This is a genomic window from Thermoanaerobacterium sp. PSU-2 (genome assembly GCF_002102475.1).
Taxonomy (GTDB): Bacteria; Bacillota; Thermoanaerobacteria; order Thermoanaerobacterales; family Thermoanaerobacteraceae; genus Thermoanaerobacterium.
In genome coordinates this window covers 78,716-98,677 of sequence record NZ_MSQD01000002.1, presented here as the reverse complement: position 1 = coordinate 98,677, position 19,962 = coordinate 78,716, and the positions used below count along the sequence as shown (strand labels likewise).

General features: G+C 32.3%; 20 protein-coding genes. All 20 read left to right on the top strand.

Annotated features, from left to right (window positions below; genetic code table 11):
- Positions 1-5 precede the first annotated feature (5 nt).
- Positions 6-875, top strand: a complete 870-nt coding sequence (gene truB, locus BVF91_RS02480; RefSeq protein ID WP_085111951.1) for a tRNA pseudouridine(55) synthase TruB — start codon at positions 6-8, stop codon at positions 873-875.
- Positions 876-1,808: a bifunctional riboflavin kinase/FAD synthetase gene (locus BVF91_RS02475; protein WP_085111950.1), complete on the top strand. Its 933-nt coding sequence runs from the start codon at positions 876-878 to the stop codon at positions 1,806-1,808.
- A 100-nt stretch (positions 1,809-1,908) separates the two neighbouring features.
- On the top strand, positions 1,909-2,175 hold the full coding sequence (gene rpsO / locus BVF91_RS02470) for a 30S ribosomal protein S15 (protein ID WP_013788055.1): 267 nt from the start codon (positions 1,909-1,911) through the stop codon (positions 2,173-2,175).
- Positions 2,176-2,255: 80 nt separating this feature from the next.
- Positions 2,256-4,358: a polyribonucleotide nucleotidyltransferase gene (locus tag BVF91_RS02465; protein ID WP_085111949.1), complete on the top strand. Its 2,103-nt coding sequence runs from the start codon at positions 2,256-2,258 to the stop codon at positions 4,356-4,358.
- Positions 4,359-4,474: 116 nt separating this feature from the next.
- Positions 4,475-5,182, top strand: a complete 708-nt coding sequence (locus tag BVF91_RS02460) for a polysaccharide deacetylase family protein (RefSeq protein ID WP_085111948.1) — start codon at positions 4,475-4,477, stop codon at positions 5,180-5,182.
- Between the two features lie 15 nt (positions 5,183-5,197).
- Positions 5,198-6,448 (top strand): M16 family metallopeptidase, encoded by a 1,251-nt coding sequence (locus BVF91_RS02455; protein WP_085111947.1) that lies wholly within the window; start codon positions 5,198-5,200, stop codon positions 6,446-6,448.
- Positions 6,441-6,893, top strand: coding sequence for a dUTP diphosphatase (gene dut, locus BVF91_RS02450; RefSeq protein WP_085111946.1), 453 nt, complete (start codon positions 6,441-6,443; stop codon positions 6,891-6,893). The genes BVF91_RS02455 and dut overlap by 8 nt, the downstream gene beginning before the upstream one ends.
- A gap of 18 nt (positions 6,894-6,911) precedes the next feature.
- Positions 6,912-7,169, top strand: coding sequence for a YlmC/YmxH family sporulation protein (locus BVF91_RS02445; RefSeq protein ID WP_085111945.1), 258 nt, complete (start codon positions 6,912-6,914; stop codon positions 7,167-7,169).
- A gap of 97 nt (positions 7,170-7,266) precedes the next feature.
- Complete coding sequence (gene dapG / locus BVF91_RS02440) at positions 7,267-8,484, top strand: aspartate kinase (protein WP_276204887.1); 1,218 nt, start codon at positions 7,267-7,269, stop codon at positions 8,482-8,484.
- Positions 8,485-8,535: 51 nt separating this feature from the next.
- Positions 8,536-9,234, top strand: coding sequence for a ClpP family protease (locus BVF91_RS02435; RefSeq protein ID WP_085111943.1), 699 nt, complete (start codon positions 8,536-8,538; stop codon positions 9,232-9,234).
- 4 nt (positions 9,235-9,238) lie between these two features.
- The gene (locus BVF91_RS02430) at positions 9,239-9,463 is read left to right on the top strand and encodes a YlzJ-like family protein (RefSeq protein ID WP_085111942.1); all 225 of its coding nucleotides are present in this window, start codon (positions 9,239-9,241) and stop codon (positions 9,461-9,463) included.
- 79 nt (positions 9,464-9,542) lie between these two features.
- Positions 9,543-11,711, top strand: coding sequence for an FtsK/SpoIIIE family DNA translocase (locus BVF91_RS02425; RefSeq protein WP_085111941.1), 2,169 nt, complete (start codon positions 9,543-9,545; stop codon positions 11,709-11,711).
- A 75-nt stretch (positions 11,712-11,786) separates the two neighbouring features.
- Positions 11,787-13,100: a 30S ribosomal protein S12 methylthiotransferase RimO gene (rimO, locus tag BVF91_RS02420; RefSeq protein WP_085111940.1), complete on the top strand. Its 1,314-nt coding sequence runs from the start codon at positions 11,787-11,789 to the stop codon at positions 13,098-13,100.
- On the top strand, positions 13,097-13,633 hold the full coding sequence (gene pgsA, locus BVF91_RS02415) for a CDP-diacylglycerol--glycerol-3-phosphate 3-phosphatidyltransferase (protein WP_085111939.1): 537 nt from the start codon (positions 13,097-13,099) through the stop codon (positions 13,631-13,633). Before rimO ends, pgsA begins: the two co-directional genes overlap by 4 nt.
- Positions 13,634-13,646: 13 nt before the next feature.
- Complete coding sequence (locus BVF91_RS02410) at positions 13,647-14,891, top strand: competence/damage-inducible protein A (protein WP_085111938.1); 1,245 nt, start codon at positions 13,647-13,649, stop codon at positions 14,889-14,891.
- Positions 14,892-14,950: 59 nt separating this feature from the next.
- A complete protein-coding gene (gene recA / locus BVF91_RS02405) occupies positions 14,951-15,982 on the top strand; it encodes a recombinase RecA (RefSeq protein WP_085111937.1) in 1,032 nt (343 codons plus the stop codon).
- 40 nt (positions 15,983-16,022) lie between these two features.
- Positions 16,023-16,622, top strand: coding sequence for a RecX family transcriptional regulator (locus BVF91_RS02400; RefSeq protein WP_085111936.1), 600 nt, complete (start codon positions 16,023-16,025; stop codon positions 16,620-16,622).
- Position 16,623: 1 nt separating this feature from the next.
- Complete coding sequence (locus BVF91_RS02395; protein ID WP_085111935.1) at positions 16,624-17,790, top strand: DNA double-strand break repair nuclease NurA; 1,167 nt, start codon at positions 16,624-16,626, stop codon at positions 17,788-17,790.
- Complete coding sequence (locus tag BVF91_RS02390) at positions 17,787-18,362, top strand: HAS-barrel domain-containing protein (RefSeq protein ID WP_085111934.1); 576 nt, start codon at positions 17,787-17,789, stop codon at positions 18,360-18,362. Before BVF91_RS02395 ends, BVF91_RS02390 begins: the two co-directional genes overlap by 4 nt.
- Positions 18,359-19,957 (top strand): ATP-binding protein, encoded by a 1,599-nt coding sequence (locus tag BVF91_RS02385; RefSeq protein ID WP_085111933.1) that lies wholly within the window; start codon positions 18,359-18,361, stop codon positions 19,955-19,957. Before BVF91_RS02390 ends, BVF91_RS02385 begins: the two co-directional genes overlap by 4 nt.
- Positions 19,958-19,962: the final 5 nt, after the last annotated feature.

Here is a 19,962-nt window from a genome sequence, read left to right as displayed (position 1 = left end):
TAAAAATGGATGGTTTTTTAAATGTTTTGAAGCCGCCAGGTATGACATCTCATGATGTAATATCATTTTTAAGGAGAAATCTTAATATAAAAAAAATAGGCCATTTGGGAACACTTGATCCGGGAGCAGCAGGTGTATTGCCTATATGTATAGGTAAAGCAACGAAATTGGCTCAGTATGTAGTATCACAAACAAAGACGTATAGAGCAGAAATAACTTTTGGTTTCTCTACAGACAGCATTGATAAATTTGGAAATATTACAAGTGTAACGCCTGTTAAAATTTTGGAACAGTATAAAATATCAGAAATTGAAAATGCATTTAAAGGCGATATTTTACAGATTCCACCTATTTACTCTGCTAAAAAAGTTGATGGAAAAAAACTTTATCAATATGCACGAGAAGGCAAAACTATTGATATCAAGCCTTCTCTTGTGACTATATATGACATTAATGTGCTATCTTACGAAGCACCGTACAAAATCATGTTTGACGTAAAATGTTCAAAAGGAACATATGTAAGAGCTCTTGTTCGTGATATTTGTGATTATTTGAATATTTCAGGATATATGTCAATGCTTATTAGAACAAGCGCTGGATCATTTACTTTAGAAAATTCATTTACATTAGAAGAAATTGTAGATGGAAAATATAAAATAATGAAAATGGATGATATTATAACATTTCCTGATGTTTGTCTTAGCAATGATGATTATCATAAGATTGTGCATGGCAATCCTGTGAAAAATAAATACACAGATGTAGATGCTGAATTTATAAAATTGTACAGTCCAGAACATTTCTTTGTTGGCGTTGGCAAAGTTGTAGGTGATAGAATCTATGTCGAACGATTGTTATTTGGAGCTGATGGCTAAGTGATAATAATAGATGAGTACAATACAGAAAAATACAATGATAAAAAAGTAATCGCTCTTGGAAACTTTGATGGTATCCATCTTGGACATCAAGAACTAATTAAAAAATCAGTAGAATTGTCAAAAACAAATAAAATGATGAGCTCTGTATTTACATTTAAACACCATACGACAAAGACAATATACAAAAATGATTATCAAAAGCTATTGACGACTAATAGGAAAAAGATAGAGGAATTTTCTAAATTTAATTTAGATTACGCTATAATTTATGACTTTAATAAGGATTTTTCATTGTTATCTCCAAAGGCTTTTATTGAGAACATTTTAATTAACAAGTTAAATATGAAAATTGCAGTTGTAGGGGATAATTATAGATTTGGATACAATGCTAATGGTGATGTTTCACTTTTAAAAAATTTTTCGAAGATTTATAATTATGAAGTATATATTGTTGAACCTATAAAATTGAACGATATTCCAATAAGTAGTAGCTTTATACGTTCTTTGATCCAGGAAGGAAATGTAGAAGAAGCAAGCAAATGTCTTGGGAGATATTTTAGCTTAGAAGGGTATGTCATTAGTGGTAGAAAAATCGGAAGAAAGTTAGGATTCCCAACAGCTAATATTAGGATAGACAGGGATTGTATCTTACCATTAAATGGCGTGTATATAACGAAAGTAAAAATAGGCAATAGACGCTTTCTCGGTATAACAAATATTGGAATAAATCCGACTTTTAATGTCAATAATTTATCTGTTGAAACGTATATTTTAGATTTTAATGAAAATATTTATGGGCTGTTTATAGAAATTGAATTTATTAAGCGTGTTCGAAATGAAATAAAATTCAATAGCGAAAAAGAACTTATAGAACAGATGAAAAATGATTATGCTTTAGCAAAATCTTATAAATATATTTTACATAATTGATTTTTTGTGATAAAATTATATCCGTGATTACCATAGCTTTGATATTCGTTCACCGGCGATGTCAATGCTATTTGGCGAATTTATGAGTGGAGGTGAAATCATGCTAAACAAAGAGAGAAAAAATGAAATAATCGCTGAGAATAGGATTCATGAGAAAGACACTGGTTCTCCAGAAGTTCAGATTGCTTTACTCACTGAGAGGATTAACTCTTTAAATGAACATTTAAAAGTTCATAAAAAAGATCATCATTCAAGACGCGGCTTGCTTAAGATGGTTGGTCAGAGAAGAGGATTATTAAATTATCTAATGAAGAAAGATATGGATAGGTACCGTGCCATCGTTGAAAAGTTAGATTTAAGAAAATAGAGCGGGTAACCTCGCTCTTTTTTCTGTATTAATGCTCAAATATTTGAAAAAATATATTAAAAGGATGAAAGGAGGATAATATGGAAAGGATTTTTGAACTCGATCTTGCAGGGAGAAAATTAATCGTTCAAACTGGAAAACTTGCACAACTAGCTAATGGTAGCGCTCTTGTTAGATATGGTGATACAGTTGTGCTGGTTACTGCTTGCGCTTCTAAAGAACCAAGAGAAGGAGTTGACTTTTTCCCTTTAAGTGTTGATTATGAAGAGAGGCTTTATTCCGTAGGTAAAATACCTGGTGGTTTTATTAAACGGGAAGGTAAACCTACTGAGAAAGCAATATTGACGTCCAGATTAATAGACAGACCAATAAGACCATTATTTCCACATGGATATAGGAATGATGTGCAGGTTATTGCTACTGTTTTATCTGTAGACCCTGATGTTCAGCCGGAGATAGTGGCAATGATAGGTTCTTCAGTTGCTTTATCCATATCTGATATTCCTTTTAACGGGCCTACAGGTTCTGTATCAGTAGCGCTTGTAGATGGGAATTTCATAATAAATCCTGACTTAAAAGCGAGAGAAAAAAGTGATCTGCATTTGACTGTTTCAGGCACAAAAGATGCCATAATGATGGTTGAGGCTGGTGCCAATGAAGTTCCAGAAGAAGTAATGTTAGATGCAATAATGTACGCTCATGAATACATAAAACAGATAGTAGAATTTATAGAAGGCATTGTAAAAGAAGTAGGACTTCCAAAAGCGGAAGTAATAGTACATGAAATAGATGCTAACTTAGAACAACAGGTTAGGGAATTTGCAACTGAAAAAATATATAATGCTTTGAGAACAGAAGAGAAGAAGGAAAGAAACGATAATATAGACAAAGTTGAGGAAGAAGTTTTAGAACATTTTAAAGATGAATATCCAGACAACCTTGCAGATATTGATGAAGTTTTATATACAATTACAAAAGAACAGATGCGAAAAATGATCACTGAAGAAAAAATAAGAGTAGATGGTAGAGGTTTAGATGATATAAGGCCAATAACATGCGATGTCGGCGTTTTGCCTCGTACACATGGTTCAGCTATATTTACTCGTGGTCAGACGCAAGTTATGACAGTGGCAACATTAGGTCCTCTTGGCGATATACAAATTCTCGATGGTTTAGGTGACGAAGAATCTAAGAGATATATGCATCATTATAATTTCCCTCCTTTTAGCGTAGGTGAAACGAGGCCATTAAGAGGTCCAGGAAGGAGAGAAATAGGGCATGGTGCACTGGCTGAGAGGGCATTAGAGCCTATGATACCTTCAGAGGAGGAATTTCCTTACACAATCAGATTGGTTTCTGAAGTGTTAAGCTCAAATGGTTCAACTTCACAAGCAAGTGTATGCGGAAGTACATTGGCCCTTATGGATGCTGGTGTTCCAATTAAAGCACCAGTTGCAGGCGTTGCAATGGGTCTTATTAAAGAGGGCGATATAGTATCTATACTGACAGATATACAGGGAATAGAAGACTTTCTTGGTGACATGGATTTCAAAGTTGCAGGTACTGAAAAAGGAATAACGGCAATACAAATGGATATAAAGATAGCTGGCATCGATCGCGATATCCTTTCGTTAGCTTTAGAAAAGGCTCGAAAAGGTAGGTTATTCATATTGAATAAGATGTTAGAAACTATAAAAGAGCCAAGAAAGGAATTATCTCCTTATGCTCCAAGGATTATAAGCTTAAACGTCGATCCTGAAAAAATAAGGGATATAATTGGAGCAGGTGGCAAGACAATAAACAAAATAATAGCAGATACAGGTGTTAAAATAGATATAGAAGACGATGGTAGAGTATTTATATCATCAACCGATTTAAAAGCTGGCGAGAAAGCTAAAATGATCATTGAAGCAATAACAAAAGATGTAGAAGTAGGTTCAATTTATTTAGGAAAAGTGACAAGACTGGCTTCATTTGGCGCTTTTGTAGAAATTGCTCCTGGTAAAGAAGGATTGGTTCACATATCTAAGTTAGATAAAAAACATGTGAATAAAGTCGAAGATGTGGTAAATATTGGTGATGAAATTTTGGTAAAAGTGACAGAAATTGATAAACAAGGACGGATTAATTTATCGAGGAAAGATGCTTTGCCAGAAGAAACTAAAAGTGACAAAGAAGTGTAAATGCATAAACCGCTTATGGTTTATGTTTTTTATTTATTAATATTCAATAAAAAAGTAATATCTGATAACATCACCTAATAAAATTTATTAAGAAAATAGATTAGGTGGTGTTAGTGTTGAAGATATATTATATAAAATATCCCAAAAAAACTACCGTAATATTGATTTTAATAATAATTATTGCGATAATCTTATTAGGGATGTTAGTTAATCATTCTATTTCTACGTTTAAAACAAATGACCCTATTTATAAAGGCGATGCAAATAGTAAAAAGATAGCTTTTGCTTGCAACGTAGCGTGGGGGAATGAGTATATTCCAAAGATGTTAGAAATATTTAAATCAAACAACATAAAAATAACATTCTTTTTTGAGGGGCAATGGGCTGAGAAAAATCCAGAGATAGTAAGACAAATTGCAACCGATGGACATGAGATAGCAAGTCATGGGTATACACACGTTAAGTATACGCAGTGGAGCAGGGAAAAATATGCAGCGGATATATCAAAAGCAGGTGATGTGCTTTTTAAAATAACTGGAAAAAAACCTAATCTTTTTGCTCCACCATACGGTGATTTTAATGATGATGTGGTAAAAACTGCTGAAGATCTTGGCTATAAAGTAATCTTATGGAGTTTAGATACTATAGATTGGAGCAACCCAGGTGTTAATAATATTATCGATAGAGTTGTAAAAAAAGCTCATAATGGCGCTATCGTTTTGATGCATCCGACAAAAGGCACTGTAGAAGCGCTGCCTACTATGATCAAAGAATTGGAAAGCAAAGGTTATGAAATAACTAGCGTTTCAAATGTTCTAAAATAAATGAGGAGGTAGTAAATGTACATACAAAAGAAAATTAACGATGTTAATGTGGTAGCTTATAAGATGCCATACGTTAATTCAGTGTATATAGGAATATGGATTAAAGTTGGTTCTCGTTATGAAAATAAAGAGAATAATGGAATATCACATTTTATTGAACACATGGTATTTAAAGGTTCAAAAAATAGAAGCGCAAAAGATATAGCGGAAGAAATTGATAATATCGGTGGACAGTTAAATGGATTCACAGGGAAAGAAAGCACTTGCTTTTATGTTAAAGTGTATAATTCATACACAGAAAAAGCAGTTGATGTACTTTTCGATATGGTGTTTAATCCACTTTTTAAAAGTGAAGATATAGAGAAAGAAAAAAATGTAGTGTTGGAAGAAATAAACATGAATAATGATTCTCCAGAGGATGTCGCTTATGATATGTTGGCAAAGCTTACCTGGAAAGGTAACCCATTATCATATCCTGTTCTTGGCTATGAAGATACTGTAAAATCTTTTGATAGAGACATGATCGTCAAATTTTATAGAGATAATTACATTAAAGACAATATTGTGATTTCAATTGCAGGGAATTTTGATGACTCTATATTTGATATTATATCAAGAAAGACTTTATATATAAATTCTTGTAATAATGCCATTTCATTAGACAAACCTGACTGGAATAAAGGTATAGTATTAAAAAGCAAAGACTATGAGCAAGTAAACATATGTATAAGTATGCCTGGCATAAATTATTCATTTGACAGCATATATACTTTATCTATTGTTAGCAATGCATTCGGAGGAGGAATGAGTTCCAGACTGTTTCAAAAAATTCGCGAAGAAGAAGGGTTAGTATATTCGATCTACTCTTATCCGTCTACATATATTGACACAGGTGCTTTTACCATTTTTGCAAGTACTGCAACTGAAAATTTAAAATCGGTTTATGAACTGATCATAGAGGAAATTTTAAAAGTAAAAAATGATGGCTTTTCGGAATTTGAGGTAAACAAATTTAAAGAACAGCTAAAAATTAGCATTTTAATGGATATGGATAGTATTAGCAGCAGAATGTCATCGATAGGCAAATCTCTGCTTTTTTTAAAAAAAGTTTATACTGTCAATGATATTATAGATAAAATCGATTCAATTACATATGATGATGTTAACAACAATCTTGCGAAAAAGATATTTAATATTGAGCAATTGGGGATTTCAGTTGTCGGTGATATAAACGAAAATCAGATAGGATGGATGAAAATTGAATAATAAATTGCTTTTGAAAATAAAAAAAACAGATGATGCGAAAGATTTGCCTTTGCCAAAATATATGAGCAATGGAGCCGCAGGTATCGACTTATATGCAAAAGTAGATGAAGACGTGGTTATTAAACCTGGAGAAATAAAATTGATAGGAACAGGTATTATGATACAGTTGCCTGAAGGTTATGAAGCACAAATTCGTCCACGGAGTGGACTTGCGTTAAATAACGGTATAACCATGTTGAATTCTCCGGGTACTATAGACTCTGATTATAGAGGAGAAATTAAATTGATATTGATAAACTTTGGAAAAATTGATTTTATAGTTAAGAGAGGACTTAGAATCGCACAAATGATAATAAATAAAGTAGAAATACCGGAAATTGTTGAAGTGGATGAATTGGACGAAACTTTAAGAGGAGAGAATGGCTTCGGACATACAGGATTATAGATGAGAAAGGAGGATACGATGAGGCTAAGTGAATTTGGCAACAAAGAAATTGTAAACTTAAATGATGGCAAAAGGCTTGGTTTAATTGAAGATTCAGATCTTATAATCGATGAAAATACTGGAAAGATTAATTCAATTGTTGTCTATGAAACAAAAGGATCTATTTTCAGAAGCAGGCCTAATTACATAGAGATTCCTTGGGAGTATATAAAAAAGATAGGAAATGATATGATAATTGTGGAAGTAGAGCTTGATAAAATGAGGAAATTTTTATGATCGCTAATAAAGGAAAGGAAAATATCCTTTCCTTTATTAGCATAATAAAGTATAATAATATTAAATTTATTTTATTTTGCATGATGTATATGAAAGGGTGGTTATTACGAATATTATTGTTCAGAAATTTGGTGGCACATCTGTCTCAACGTCTGAAAGAAGAAATATGGCGGTATCAAAAGTAGTAGATGCTATTGAACAAGGATTCATGCCAGTGGTAGTAGTATCTGCAATAGGAAGAAGTGGAGATCCGTATGCAACTGATACTTTAATAAATTTTGCCAAGTCAATATATAAGGATACTCCTAAAAGAGAACTTGATATTTTAATGTCATGTGGTGAAATTATTTCAAGTGTCATATTTTCAAATGTATTGATGAGCAAAGGCTATAAATCAAAAGTTTTTACTGGAGGACAAGCGGGAATAATTACGGATGATAATTTTGGAGATGCAGAAATAATAAGAGTAGAACCACAATATCTTATTGACGCATTAAATCAAAATATAATTCCTGTAGTGGCTGGATTTCAAGGTATTACAGTTGATGGTGATATAACGACTTTAGGCAGAGGTGGCAGTGATACGACTGCTGCATTATTAGGTGAAGCATTGAAAGCATATGCCGTAGAAATTTATACAGATGTAGATGGAATCATGACAGCAGATCCCAGAATCGTCTCAAATGCTCATATATTGAAGCGAATAAGCTATAATGAAGTTTTTCAATTGGCGGAACAAGGTGCAAAAGTGATACATCCTCGAGCTGTAGAAATTGCGATGCGAGGCAATATACCTTTAGTAATAAAAAATACAATGAGCGATAGTCCGGGAACTATTATTACTCAATACAACAATGTTTACAATAACATTTATGACTCTGATAACCTTGTTACAGGTATAGCTAATATGAACAATAGAGTTCAAGTTATTATTGAATTAAATAGAGATGATAAAGATATTTTTGGGAAGATTGCAGAAGCTAAAATCAGTATTGACCTTATAAATGTCTTTCCTGATAAGAAAATATTCACCATATCGGAAGCTGATTTATCAAAATTAGAAACACTGTTAAAAGAAAATGATGTTAAATACGCGATAAGGAAAAATTGCAGCAAAGTTTCGATAATTGGTAATAGAATACGTGGTGTTCCAGGTGTTATGGCCAGAATAATAAAAGCATTATCTGATAATAATATAGAGATTTTTCAAACGGCAGATTCTCACAATACTATTTCATGTCTTGTAAGTCAAGATAAGGCAGATATAGCTGTGAAGGTTTTGCACGATGAATTTAAGCTTGAAAGCTATAATTAGTGCATAATATGCACTAATTTTTTTATACTAATTTTATAGGAGAGTGATAAAATGGGTATATTAAAAAATGAAGATTTACCTGTGCAAACTGGTACGGCAGTACAGCAGAATATACAGAGCTTTGGACAGACGAATTTGCCAAATTTCGAAAGTAGTATTCATTGTCTGACAATAATAGGACAAATAGAAGGACACATGATATTACCGCCACAGAATAAGACTACGAAATATGAACATATAATACCGCAATTAGTAGCAATTGAAGAAAATCCTCAGATAAAGGGTCTTTTAATCTTGTTAAACACAGTTGGCGGAGATGTAGAAGCCGGTTTGGCTATCGCCGAAATGATTTCCAGTTTGTCAAAGCCTACAGTTTCAATCGTATTAGGTGGTGGACACAGCATAGGTGTACCCCTTGCAGTTTCGTCAAATTACTCTTTCATTGTTCCCAGCGCAACAATGACTATACATCCAATAAGAATGACAGGTTTAGTTATAGGCGTGCCTCAGACATTCGATTATTTTAATAAAATGCAGGATAGAATAGTTGAATTTGTAATAAGAAATTCAAGAATTAAAAGAGATGCTTTTATGAATCTTATGCTAAAGATAGGAGAGCTGGCAAATGATGTTGGAACTATCCTGGTTGGAAAAGAAGCAGTAGACTATGGATTGATCGATGAAGTTGGAGGTGTTTCAGAAGCAATTGAAAAACTTCAACAATTAATTAAAGAGAAAGAAAATAGGTGATTTTATGCTATACACTATAATTCCTTACGAACTCGTCTTTCAAAAATGTGATGAAATAAAAGATAATTATATTGAAATATATATGGAAGGAAAAACATTCATTTTAGAAAAAGAAGAGGATAAATATAAAATAATAAGAATGTACTCTACAAATCCAAACGATTATCTAAAAACTAAATACGCACCTGGAACTACAATTGATTTCAAAAAAAATCAAATTGTGCTATAATAGATGTGTTTAACACATCTATTTTTTTGATAAAAAGGATTTTTATATAAAATGTAGAATTAATTATTGGGTGATAATTATGAAATCAAAGACTAAAGAAAAATACAATAATGAAATAGTTGGAATAATTTTGCTTACTTTTTCGATTATTTCTATGATAAGCCTTTATTCTGACAAGACAGGAATAGTAGGGAAAGAATTGGTAATTTTATTAAAAAGCCTTTTCGGCGTAGGCGCGTATGCAATATCGCTATTAATTTTAGTGTATTCATTATTTCTTTTATTTAAAAATAAGAATTTTTTAGACTATAAAAGAATCATATGTTTATTAATAACATTTCTGTGTTTTATAAATATGGTTCAGATATATTTTTATTATAACATTGGCTATTTTAAAAATTATGTTTTAGATAGCATTAAGCATGGACTAAATGGGTCAGGCGGAGGAATTGTTTCTGCCATAACTGTCTTTGTACTTGTTAAGTTTTTGGGAGTTATAGGAAGCTGGTTATTTCTGATTTCTACATTAGTCATCAGCATCATACTTCTTACAGATATATCACTTATTGAAAGCATAAAATCAGTATATAGACAGATGTCTAAGCTTATAGAAAAATATAAAAACAAAAAAAAGACATTAGAATTTAGTCATGAAAATATGCTACCTGAAATTGTAGAAAAACCAGATGAAAAAAAATTATCCAGAAAAAAAGTTGCAAATAGCGAAGAACAACAATTAAAGATAATACAACCGTACTTAGAAGAAGAAATAGATGAGAAAAAAGACCATAGCGAAGATGAAGCCAAAATCTCAAAGATAGAAAATAAAGGGAAAACTTACGAGAATTATATTTATCCACCCATAGAATTGCTTAAAGAAGGTATACCACACCAAAGAGTTAACAATAATTTAATCATAGAAAATGCTAAGAAATTGGAAGAAACACTTAAAAATTTTGCCATTGATGCTAAAGTAGTGCAAGTCAGCAGAGGGCCAGCTATTACAAGATTTGAATTGCAACCAAGCCCTGGAGTCAAAGTCAGCAGAATAGTTAGTTTAACAGACGATATTGCATTAAGTCTTGCAGCGCCTTCCGTTAGAATAGAAGCACCAATCCCAGGAAAATCTGCAATTGGGATTGAAGTACCAAATGAAAAAATATCTGTTGTAACACTTAGAGAAGTTATAGATACTAAAAAATTTAGGGAAAGCAAGTCCGATTTAACAATAGGGTTAGGTAAAGACATTGCTGGGAACATAGTTATAGCTGATTTATCAAAAATGCCTCACTTGTTGATTGCTGGTGCTACGGGTTCAGGCAAAAGTGTTTGTATTAATACTCTAATTGTAAGTTTATTGTACAAAGCTTCCCCTGATAAAGTCAAAATGATTTTAATAGATCCTAAAGTTGTCGAATTGAATATTTACAATGGCATACCGCATTTGCTAACGCCTGTTGTTACAGATCCTAAAAAAGCCGCTGGTGTCCTTAATTGGGCAGTAAATGAAATGACAGAAAGATATAAAGCATTTGCAGAAAACAATGTAAGGGACATTGATGGGTATAATAAAATTCATGGCATTGACACAATGCCTAAGATAGTCGTTATTGTAGATGAATTATCAGATCTCATGATGGTTTCACCAGCAGAAGTGGAAGAATACATATGTAGATTGGCCCAAATGGCAAGAGCTGCAGGTATATATTTAGTAATTGCTACACAAAGGCCATCAGTAGATGTTATAACTGGTGTCATAAAAGCAAATATACCGTCTAGGATCTCTTTTGCTGTTTCATCACAAATAGATTCGAGAACTATTTTAGACATGTCTGGTGCTGAGAAATTGTTAGGAAAGGGAGACATGCTTTATTACCCGATTGGCGAATCCAAACCAATTCGTGTACAAGGTGCATTTATTTCGGATAAAGAAGTTGAAGAAATCGTAAATTTCTTAAAGTCAAATGCTAATGAGCCAAAATATGAAGAAATAATCGTCGAGTCAAAAAGTACATTAAACAAAGAAATAGAAGAAGATGAATTGATGAATGATGCAATTAAAGTAATTGTAGAAACTGGACAAGCTTCCATATCCATGCTGCAAAGAAGGCTTAGGATAGGCTATGCAAGAGCTGCAAGAATAATAGATCAGATGGAGCAAAAGGGAATAATAAGTGGATACGACGGCTCTAAACCAAGGCAAATATTGCTATCAGAAGAAGAAATAAAAAGAATAATAAACGGTTAATATTTCTTTACAATGTGGTTTATATGGTATATACTTTTCTTTGTAAATACAAAAAGGTTAAGGAAGGAGCTTCAAATGGTAAATGTCGGAATAATATCTCTTGGATGTGCGAAAAATATCGTTGACTCAGAGAAAATGTTAGGAATAATAAAGGAAAAAGGATTTAATATAGTAAATAATGAAAATGATGCTGACGTTTTGATTATAAATACATGTGGATTCATCGAAAGTGCAAAAAGAGAATCTATCGATTATATACTAGAAATGGGCAAATTGAAGAAAAAGAGATTAAAATCTTTAATTGCATCTGGATGCTTATCAGAAAGATATAAAGATGAACTTTTAAAAAGTCTTCCTGAATTGGATGCTGTAATAGGCACTGGCGATTTTTTGAAAATTGCAGATGTAATTGAAGATACATTGAAGGGGAAGCGAATCTTAGAATATGGGCATGCAAACGAATTGGACGATAAAGACTCACCAAGAATATTAAGCACGCCAAAACATTACGCATATTTGAAGATCTCAGAAGGATGTAATAATAAGTGTTCATTCTGCATCATACCAAAATTGAGAGGGCGTTACAGAAGTGTCAAAATGGAAGATTTGCTCAATGAAGCAAAGATATTAGCTGAAAATGGTGTCAAAGAGTTAATATTAATTGCTCAAGACACAACAAAGTATGGCATTGATATCTACAATAAATACATGTTGCCGACTTTATTGAGGAAGTTGGCAAACATAAGTGGAATAAAATGGATTAGAATACTGTATGCATATCCAGACAGCATTACAGATGAACTTATTGATGAGATAAAGACAAATGAAAAAGTGTTAAAATATATAGATATACCGTTGCAACATTCAAATGATGAAGTTTTAAGACGAATGAAAAGAAATACAACGAGAAAAAAGATTGAAGATACAATTGAAAAGCTTAAATCTATTCCTGGAATGATAATTAGAACAACGTTTATTGTTGGTTTTCCAGGGGAAACAGAGAATGAATTCGCCGATTTAAAAAATTTTATTGTAGAGAAAAAGTTTAATAAATTAGGTGTATTCACATATTCCAGAGAGGAAGATACTGAAGCTTATGATATGCAGAATCAAATTTCAGAACAAATTAAGCAAAAAAGATATAATGAGATAATGCTTTTGCAAAAGAATATATCGCTTGAATATAACAAGAGATTAATTGGCAGTGAATTTGAAGTAGTGGTGGAAGGACAAAAAGATGGACTTTATTATGGAAGAAGCTATATTGATGCTCCGGATATTGATGGAATGACGTTTTTTAAGTCGCATAAGAAGTTAAGCATTGGCGATTTTGCTAAGGTCAAGATCACAAAAGCTTTTGATTATGATCTAATGGGGGAGTTGTTGTGAACGCAGCAAATAAGATTACAATTGCAAGATTGATTTTAGTTCCTTTTTTTATAATAGTAATGTTGTCAGGAATTAAATACTCAAACATAATTGCAGCTTCTTTATTTTTAGTTGCTTCGTTAACTGACAAGTTAGATGGATATATAGCAAGAAAATACAATCAAATTACAAATTTAGGTAAGTTTATGGATCCTCTTGTAGATAAAATTATGGTTTCATCTGCTTTAATCGTCTTAATACAACTAAATCGCATACAAAGTTGGATCGTCATAGTTATTCTTTGCAGGGAATTTATAATAACTGGATTAAGAGCGGTTGGAGCAGATAAAGGGGTTGTAATCGCAGCCAGCAATCTTGGCAAATATAAGACGACATTTCAAATCATCGCTATAATATCACTGATGTTAAATAATTATCCATTTGAATATGTGTTTTTTCCATTTTCGACTATAGCTGTGTACTTAGCGCTATTTTTTACAGTTTATTCTGGAATTGATTATGTTGTAAAATGTAGAAACATAATTTTAGGATGAGAAGGTGCATTTTATGAAATGTGAGATAATATCTGTTGGTACAGAGCTTCTTTTAGGGCAAATTGCTAACACAAATTCAAAATTTATATCTGAGATGTTAACTACACTTGGAATAGATGTTTATTTTCAAACAAATGTAGGTGACAATAAAAGTAGACTTTTAGAGTGCCTTAAAATTGCTTCAGAACGTTCTGATTTGATAATTTTAACAGGTGGTTTAGGACCGACAATAGACGATTTAACAAAGGAAACTGTTGCTGAGTTTTTTTCATTAAGGCTTATTGAAGACATTGACACAAAGCTTAAAATTCAATCATATTTTGAAAGGTCAAAAAGAAATTTAACTCAAAATAATTACAAGCAGGCTTTATTCCCGGAAGGGGCTAAAATTTTACCAAATGACAATGGTACAGCTCCTGGTTTCATTATAGAAAAAAACAAAAATATAGTAGTTGTTTTACCTGGTCCACCAGCGGAATTAATACCTATATTTAAAAACTATGTGTATTCATATCTAAAGCCTCTAAGCGATGAAATAATTGTTTCTAAAGTAATAAAGATGTTTGGCATTAGTGAATCACAAGTTGATGAGATGGTAAATAATTTGCTTGTGTCACAGAACCCTACTGTTGCTCCACTTGTTGGAAATGGAATTGTCACGTTGAGAATAACTGCAAAATCAGATGATCCTCTAAAAGCAAAAAACATGATTGATGAATATGAAAAAAATATAAAAAAGCTTTTAGGCGAATACATTTTTGGAGTAGATGATGATACATTGGAATCTGTAGTTTTAAACTTATTAAAGACAAAAAATCTCACACTTTCTACTGCTGAATCATGTACGGGTGGATTGTTATCTAAAAAAATCACTGATATACCAGGTGCGTCTGAAATATTTAAATTTGGAGCTATAACGTACAGTAACGAGTCAAAAGAAGAAATTTTAGGTGTATCTAAAAACACCATAGAAAAGTATGGAGCAGTTAGCGAAGAAACCGCTAGGGAAATGGCTGTCAATGTAAAAGATATTGCAAAAACAGATTACGGTTTATCTATTACAGGTATAGCCGGTCCCAGCGGTGGTACGCCAAATAAACCTGTTGGCTTAGTCTATATAGGTTTAGCATATAAAGATGCGGTACACATAAAAAAAATAATTTCAAATGGAAATAGAGACAAAATAAGATTAAATTCTGCCATGAATGCTTTAGATATGCTTAGAAGACATTTAAGCGGTTTAAAAATTGACTATTGAATGTTACTAATATATAATTGAATTATGAATATTGCCGAATTTTGGCGGGAGGAGAAATTATGATAGAAAAGCAAAAAGCCCTAGATATGGCCATAAGCCAAATTGAAAGACAATTTGGGAAAGGTTCCATAATGAGACTTGGCGATAATAGCAAGCTTAATATCGATGTGATTTCAACTGGCTCTATAGATTTAGACATAGCTTTAGGAGTTGGGGGAGTTCCAAGGGGAAGAATAATAGAAATATTTGGTCCAGAGTCTTCAGGCAAGACGACAATTGCATTACATATATTAGCTGAGGCTCAGAAATTGGGAGGCACAGGTGCTTTTATAGATGCTGAACACGCTTTAGATCCTGTGTATGCTAAAAATGTAGGTGTCAATATAGATAATTTGCTGGTTTCTCAACCGGACACTGGTGAACAGGCTCTTGAAATTGTCGAAGCTTTAGTTCGAAGTGGCGCTGTAGATGTGATTGTTATTGACTCTGTAGCTGCTCTCGTACCGAAAGCAGAGATAGATGGAGACATGGGCGATGCACATGTTGGACTTCAAGCAAGGCTTATGTCGCAAGCTTTAAGAAAGTTATCTGGTGTCATAAGCAAAACAAAATCTGTAGCTGTATTTATAAATCAGTTGAGAGAAAAAGTTGGCGTAATGTTTGGAAATCCCGAAACAACACCTGGTGGAAGGGCATTAAAATTTTATTCTACGATTCGTCTAGATGTAAGAAAAGTGGATGGCATAAAACAAGGTAATGATATTGTAGGAAACAGAACTCGGGTAAAGGTCGTAAAAAATAAGGTTGCGCCACCATTTAAACAAGCAGAATTCGACATTATGTATGGAGAAGGCATATCGAGAGAAGGAAGCATTTTAGATTTGGCTTCAAGTATCGATATAATTGATAAAAGTGGTGCATGGTATTCATATGGTGACATAAGGCTTGGACAAGGCAGAGAAAATGCAAAACAATATTTGAAGGAAAACAAAGCAATTGCTGATGAGATAGAAAACAAAATCAGAGAAAATTTCAACCTTTTGGTGACAACAAAAAAATCTGTCATCGATGATGAAGTTGAACAAGATTAGTAACCCTGTAGAGGGTTATTTTTCTATAAAAGGTGATTGAATGAAGATAACAAATATAGAAAAACAAAAAAAAGATAATATGCGATTCAACGTTTATATAGATGATAAATACGCTTTTTCAGTTTCTTATGAAGAAAAAGAAATGTTTAATTTAGAGAGCGGCGTTGAAATTGATAATGAACAATATAATTATTATGTAAACTACTTGACGTTTAAAAATGCATATAACGATGCTATTAGAATTTTATCTTATGCTATGAAAACAAAAAAAGAGCTATGTGAGAAACTTCGCTTAAAAGGATATAGCGATTCTGTAATTAGTGATGTCGTAAATAAGCTTATAGATTTGCATTATTTGGATGATGAATATTACGCAGAGGTATACGTAAAAGAAAAGAAAGATCGCCTTTTTAGCAAGTATAGGATTTACAATGAACTTATAAGAAAGGGAGTAGAACCTTCTTTAGTTGAGCTTAAACTTTTTGAACTATATGATAATGAAGTAGAAGTAATTCAAAAATTAATTAGAAAAAAAAGTATTTCCACAAATGATAAGTTAAAAATCAAAAATTATCTATACAGAAAGGGATTTAAAATCGAAGACATAAATAAAGTCCTCTCAGATGAGGAGGTTTATTAGATTGTTAAATAGTTCTAAGTTGATTCCTTTGCTTAATGCATTAATAAGCAGCGAAAAAAATATGCTTAATAATATATCAAATGATTTAAAGAATGCAATCAATGAATTTGATAAAGCTAAAGGTGTTGAGGATGAACTTATAAAAAAGATAAAATCCAGCAAAACATCTTGGTTAACTGCAATTCCTCTTGAAAGTTTAAATAGCACAAATCTTGTCAGCGATATTATAAAAGACTACAGTGTACTTGCAGTGGATGGCTCACAAATTATGCCTGATAGACATGAAATCAGATTGTGCTATTTAATAAATATTGGTTATGTAATATTTACCTATGGCGAAGATTCAGGTGCAGAATTAAAATCTGAACCGTATCTGTATTTTAAGGAAGAAGATTTATTTAAGGAATATGCAGGTGTTAAAGCTTTAGTTACTCCTAAGGATATAACATTTAAGAGAACAGTAATGGAGTATAAAAAAATTTCCGAATGTATCTCTAAAATGAAGAGCAAAAATAAGATGGCATTTGTTGATGGGACACTGATAGAATGGATGGTACAGGGGGAACCTGATGAACAGAATATAATCGATAGTGTTCTTGCGACTTTTGATTATGCACAAAAATCTGATACACCTATTGTCGGTTATATAAGTTCTCCAAAAAGCAATGATTTTATAAATATGTTGCGTATATCGCTGTGTCCACAAGATCCAGTAAATTGTAGTAATTGTCCATATTTGAAAAATGATAAAGAATTGCCTTGTAGCACTATAAGCAAGTTAAACGATGCTGATCTTTTTTTGAAAATACTTAATGAAGGAGAAAGATCTCCGTTGTTCCTAAGCACATCCCATATTTTAGAAAACTATGGTCAGCACAAAATTGTATTTTTTTATTTAAATACAGGAAATGAAATTGCACGAATAGAGATTCCATACTGGGTTGCAACTGATAGAAAAAATTTAGATTTAGTTCATTTTATATGTTATGATCAAGCCAAAAAAGGAAATGGGTATCCAATATCACTGTCAGAAGCACATGAACAAGCTGTTGTTACTGGCGCAGATAGGGAACAATTCTATAATATTCTTTCGAACTTATATGTAAGAAGCGGCTTGAAAGTATCTCGATCGTATAAATCGCAAAGGAAAAGGAGTAGTATTCTATGAATCAGAATCATATAGGTGAAGTCATAGAAACCAGTACGCAGAAATTTTTGTGTCAATCGATAAAATTAAATGATGGTCCTGACTTTGGAAGTTTTGTAAAAACAACATCAAACGATATAACTATATATGGAATTGTATATAATGTCTCTACAATGAGCGATGACCAAAGTAGAAAACCAGTAGCTTTTGGATTGTCTGAAGAAGAGTTGAAAATGCAGCAACCACAAATTTTTGAATTAATGCACACGTATTTTGAAGTGCAAATAATTGGATATAAAAAAGACAGGTATATTGGATTAATTCCACCTAAACCAGCTAAAATACATGCTTTTACATATCCCTGCGATGAAAGTGATTTAAAATGTATAAGGGAAAATCTCAATTACATAAAGTATATATTAAATAGCAAAACAGGGATTGAAGATGAATTAATAGCAGCAGCCATAAGGAATTTATATTCTCACGATTCTGATGAAAAAACATATTTGATTGAAGTTGGCAAAGAGTTGATAAGATTGTTAAAGAATGATTTTGACAGGTATGTGACCATAAAAAGGATGTGTAATATATGAAAGGAAAAATTTTTAGAGGATCTATTTCATCTGGTTTAGATGTTAAACTTATAGGTGACAGCATTATAGAAGATGTTAAGGTTGGCAATTTTATAGTAGTAACCGGCAAGAAAAACAAATATTTATGCATGGTAACTGATATAAAGTATGAGGCTGTTAATCCTCAAATAATGATCAGTGGAACAGATTTTGACAGCGAAATAGACGAAAAAATAATAGAAGGTACCGGTGTATATGGTGTCGTTACATTGTCACCTATGATACAAATAGATGAAAGCAAAAATCCTTTAACAGTAAAATCGATACCTTCTTATGGTTCTTATGCATTAGATGCAGATAAAGAAGATATATATGCTGTTTTTGGAGAACCATCAGAAGAAAATTTTTACATCGGTACACCGCCTGAAATGAATATACCAATTTGTATTAATTTAAAAAGGTTAGTAGAAAGAAGCACAGGTATTTTTGGCCGAGCTGGAACTGGAAAAACGTATTTGACGCGGTTATTGTTGTCTGGTTTAGTAAAATCAAATTTAGCAGTTAGTCTTATTTTTGATGCTCATAATGAATATGGTTATGGTGCCAAAAGCGAAAATAGCGGGTATGTAAAAGGGCTAAAGCAATTATTCGGAAGTAAAGTTGCAATATTTACTTTAGATAGAGAATCTTCTTTGAGGAGACAGGTACCTATTGATGGCGTTTTAAACATTGCCTATAATCAGATAACTCCGGATGATATTTTGTTGCTTAATTCCATGTTGAATCTAAATACTACAGCAATTGAAAGTATTTATCAAATAATGAAGAGGGAAGGTAACAATTGGCTGTATAATTTCCTTAATATAGATGCTTCAGAAATTGATGAATATGCATTAGATATAGGTGCTAATGCCAGCTCTCTTCAAGCTTTAAGAAGAAAGTTGGAGAGATTTACGAAGCTTCCTTTTTTGATGGAGGTTGTCCCTAACGATTGTATAAAACAAATAATGGATTACTTGCAAAATGGTATAAATGTCGTTGTTGAATTTGGAAATGTGTCAACATTAGGTTATATGCTTGTGGCGAATATCATAACAAGACATATACATGATATGTATGTAAAAAAATCCGAGGAAGCTATAGCTAATAATGGAAAAGGTCCCATACCTTTAATCATCACAATAGAAGAAGCTCACAGATTTTTAGATCCTTCAATTTCTAAAGAGACTACTATGGGAGAAATAGCAAGGGAAATGAGGAAATACAATGTGACTTTATTGATTGTAGACCAGAGGACATCCCAAATTGATTCAGAGGTCATGTCTCAAATTGGGACAAAGATTACTTGTCGATTAGAGGATGATAACGACATTAATTCGTTTTTATCTGGTGTAAATAATGCATCGAAATTGAGAAATGTATTAGCAAGTCTTGACCAAAAGCAACAGGCTTTAATATTGGGACATGCTGTACCTATGCCTGTTGTGATTAAAACGAGAAACTACGATCAAGAATTTTATAAAGATATTTCGACTTATGACGATTCGGATTTTATAGATAAGCCATTTTTAGAATTGATGGAAAAAGAAAAAATCGATGAGCTATTTCCAGACTGATTAGA

What these genes read in the sequence shown, in the direction of transcription:
- BVF91_RS02455 (WP_085111947.1), top strand. Translation starts at nt 5,198, where the DNA reads ATGTACATACAAAAGAAAATTAACGATGTTAATGTGGTAGCTTATAAG.
- BVF91_RS02410 (WP_085111938.1), top strand. Translation starts at nt 13,647, where the DNA reads ATGAAATGTGAGATAATATCTGTTGGTACAGAGCTTCTTTTAGGGCAA.
- BVF91_RS02425 (WP_085111941.1), top strand. Translation starts at nt 9,543, where the DNA reads ATGAAATCAAAGACTAAAGAAAAATACAATAATGAAATAGTTGGAATA.
- BVF91_RS02385 (WP_085111933.1), top strand. Translation starts at nt 18,359, where the DNA reads ATGAAAGGAAAAATTTTTAGAGGATCTATTTCATCTGGTTTAGATGTT.
- rpsO (WP_013788055.1), top strand. Translation starts at nt 1,909, where the DNA reads ATGCTAAACAAAGAGAGAAAAAATGAAATAATCGCTGAGAATAGGATT.
- BVF91_RS02430 (WP_085111942.1), top strand. Translation starts at nt 9,239, where the DNA reads ATGCTATACACTATAATTCCTTACGAACTCGTCTTTCAAAAATGTGAT.
- rimO (WP_085111940.1), top strand. Translation starts at nt 11,787, where the DNA reads ATGGTAAATGTCGGAATAATATCTCTTGGATGTGCGAAAAATATCGTT.
- truB (WP_085111951.1), top strand. Translation starts at nt 6, where the DNA reads ATGGATGGTTTTTTAAATGTTTTGAAGCCGCCAGGTATGACATCTCAT.
- BVF91_RS02435 (WP_085111943.1), top strand. Translation starts at nt 8,536, where the DNA reads ATGGGTATATTAAAAAATGAAGATTTACCTGTGCAAACTGGTACGGCA.
- BVF91_RS02400 (WP_085111936.1), top strand. Translation starts at nt 16,023, where the DNA reads ATGAAGATAACAAATATAGAAAAACAAAAAAAAGATAATATGCGATTC.
- BVF91_RS02390 (WP_085111934.1), top strand. Translation starts at nt 17,787, where the DNA reads ATGAATCAGAATCATATAGGTGAAGTCATAGAAACCAGTACGCAGAAA.
- recA (WP_085111937.1), top strand. Translation starts at nt 14,951, where the DNA reads ATGATAGAAAAGCAAAAAGCCCTAGATATGGCCATAAGCCAAATTGAA.
- BVF91_RS02465 (WP_085111949.1), top strand. Translation starts at nt 2,256, where the DNA reads ATGGAAAGGATTTTTGAACTCGATCTTGCAGGGAGAAAATTAATCGTT.
- BVF91_RS02445 (WP_085111945.1), top strand. Translation starts at nt 6,912, where the DNA reads ATGAGGCTAAGTGAATTTGGCAACAAAGAAATTGTAAACTTAAATGAT.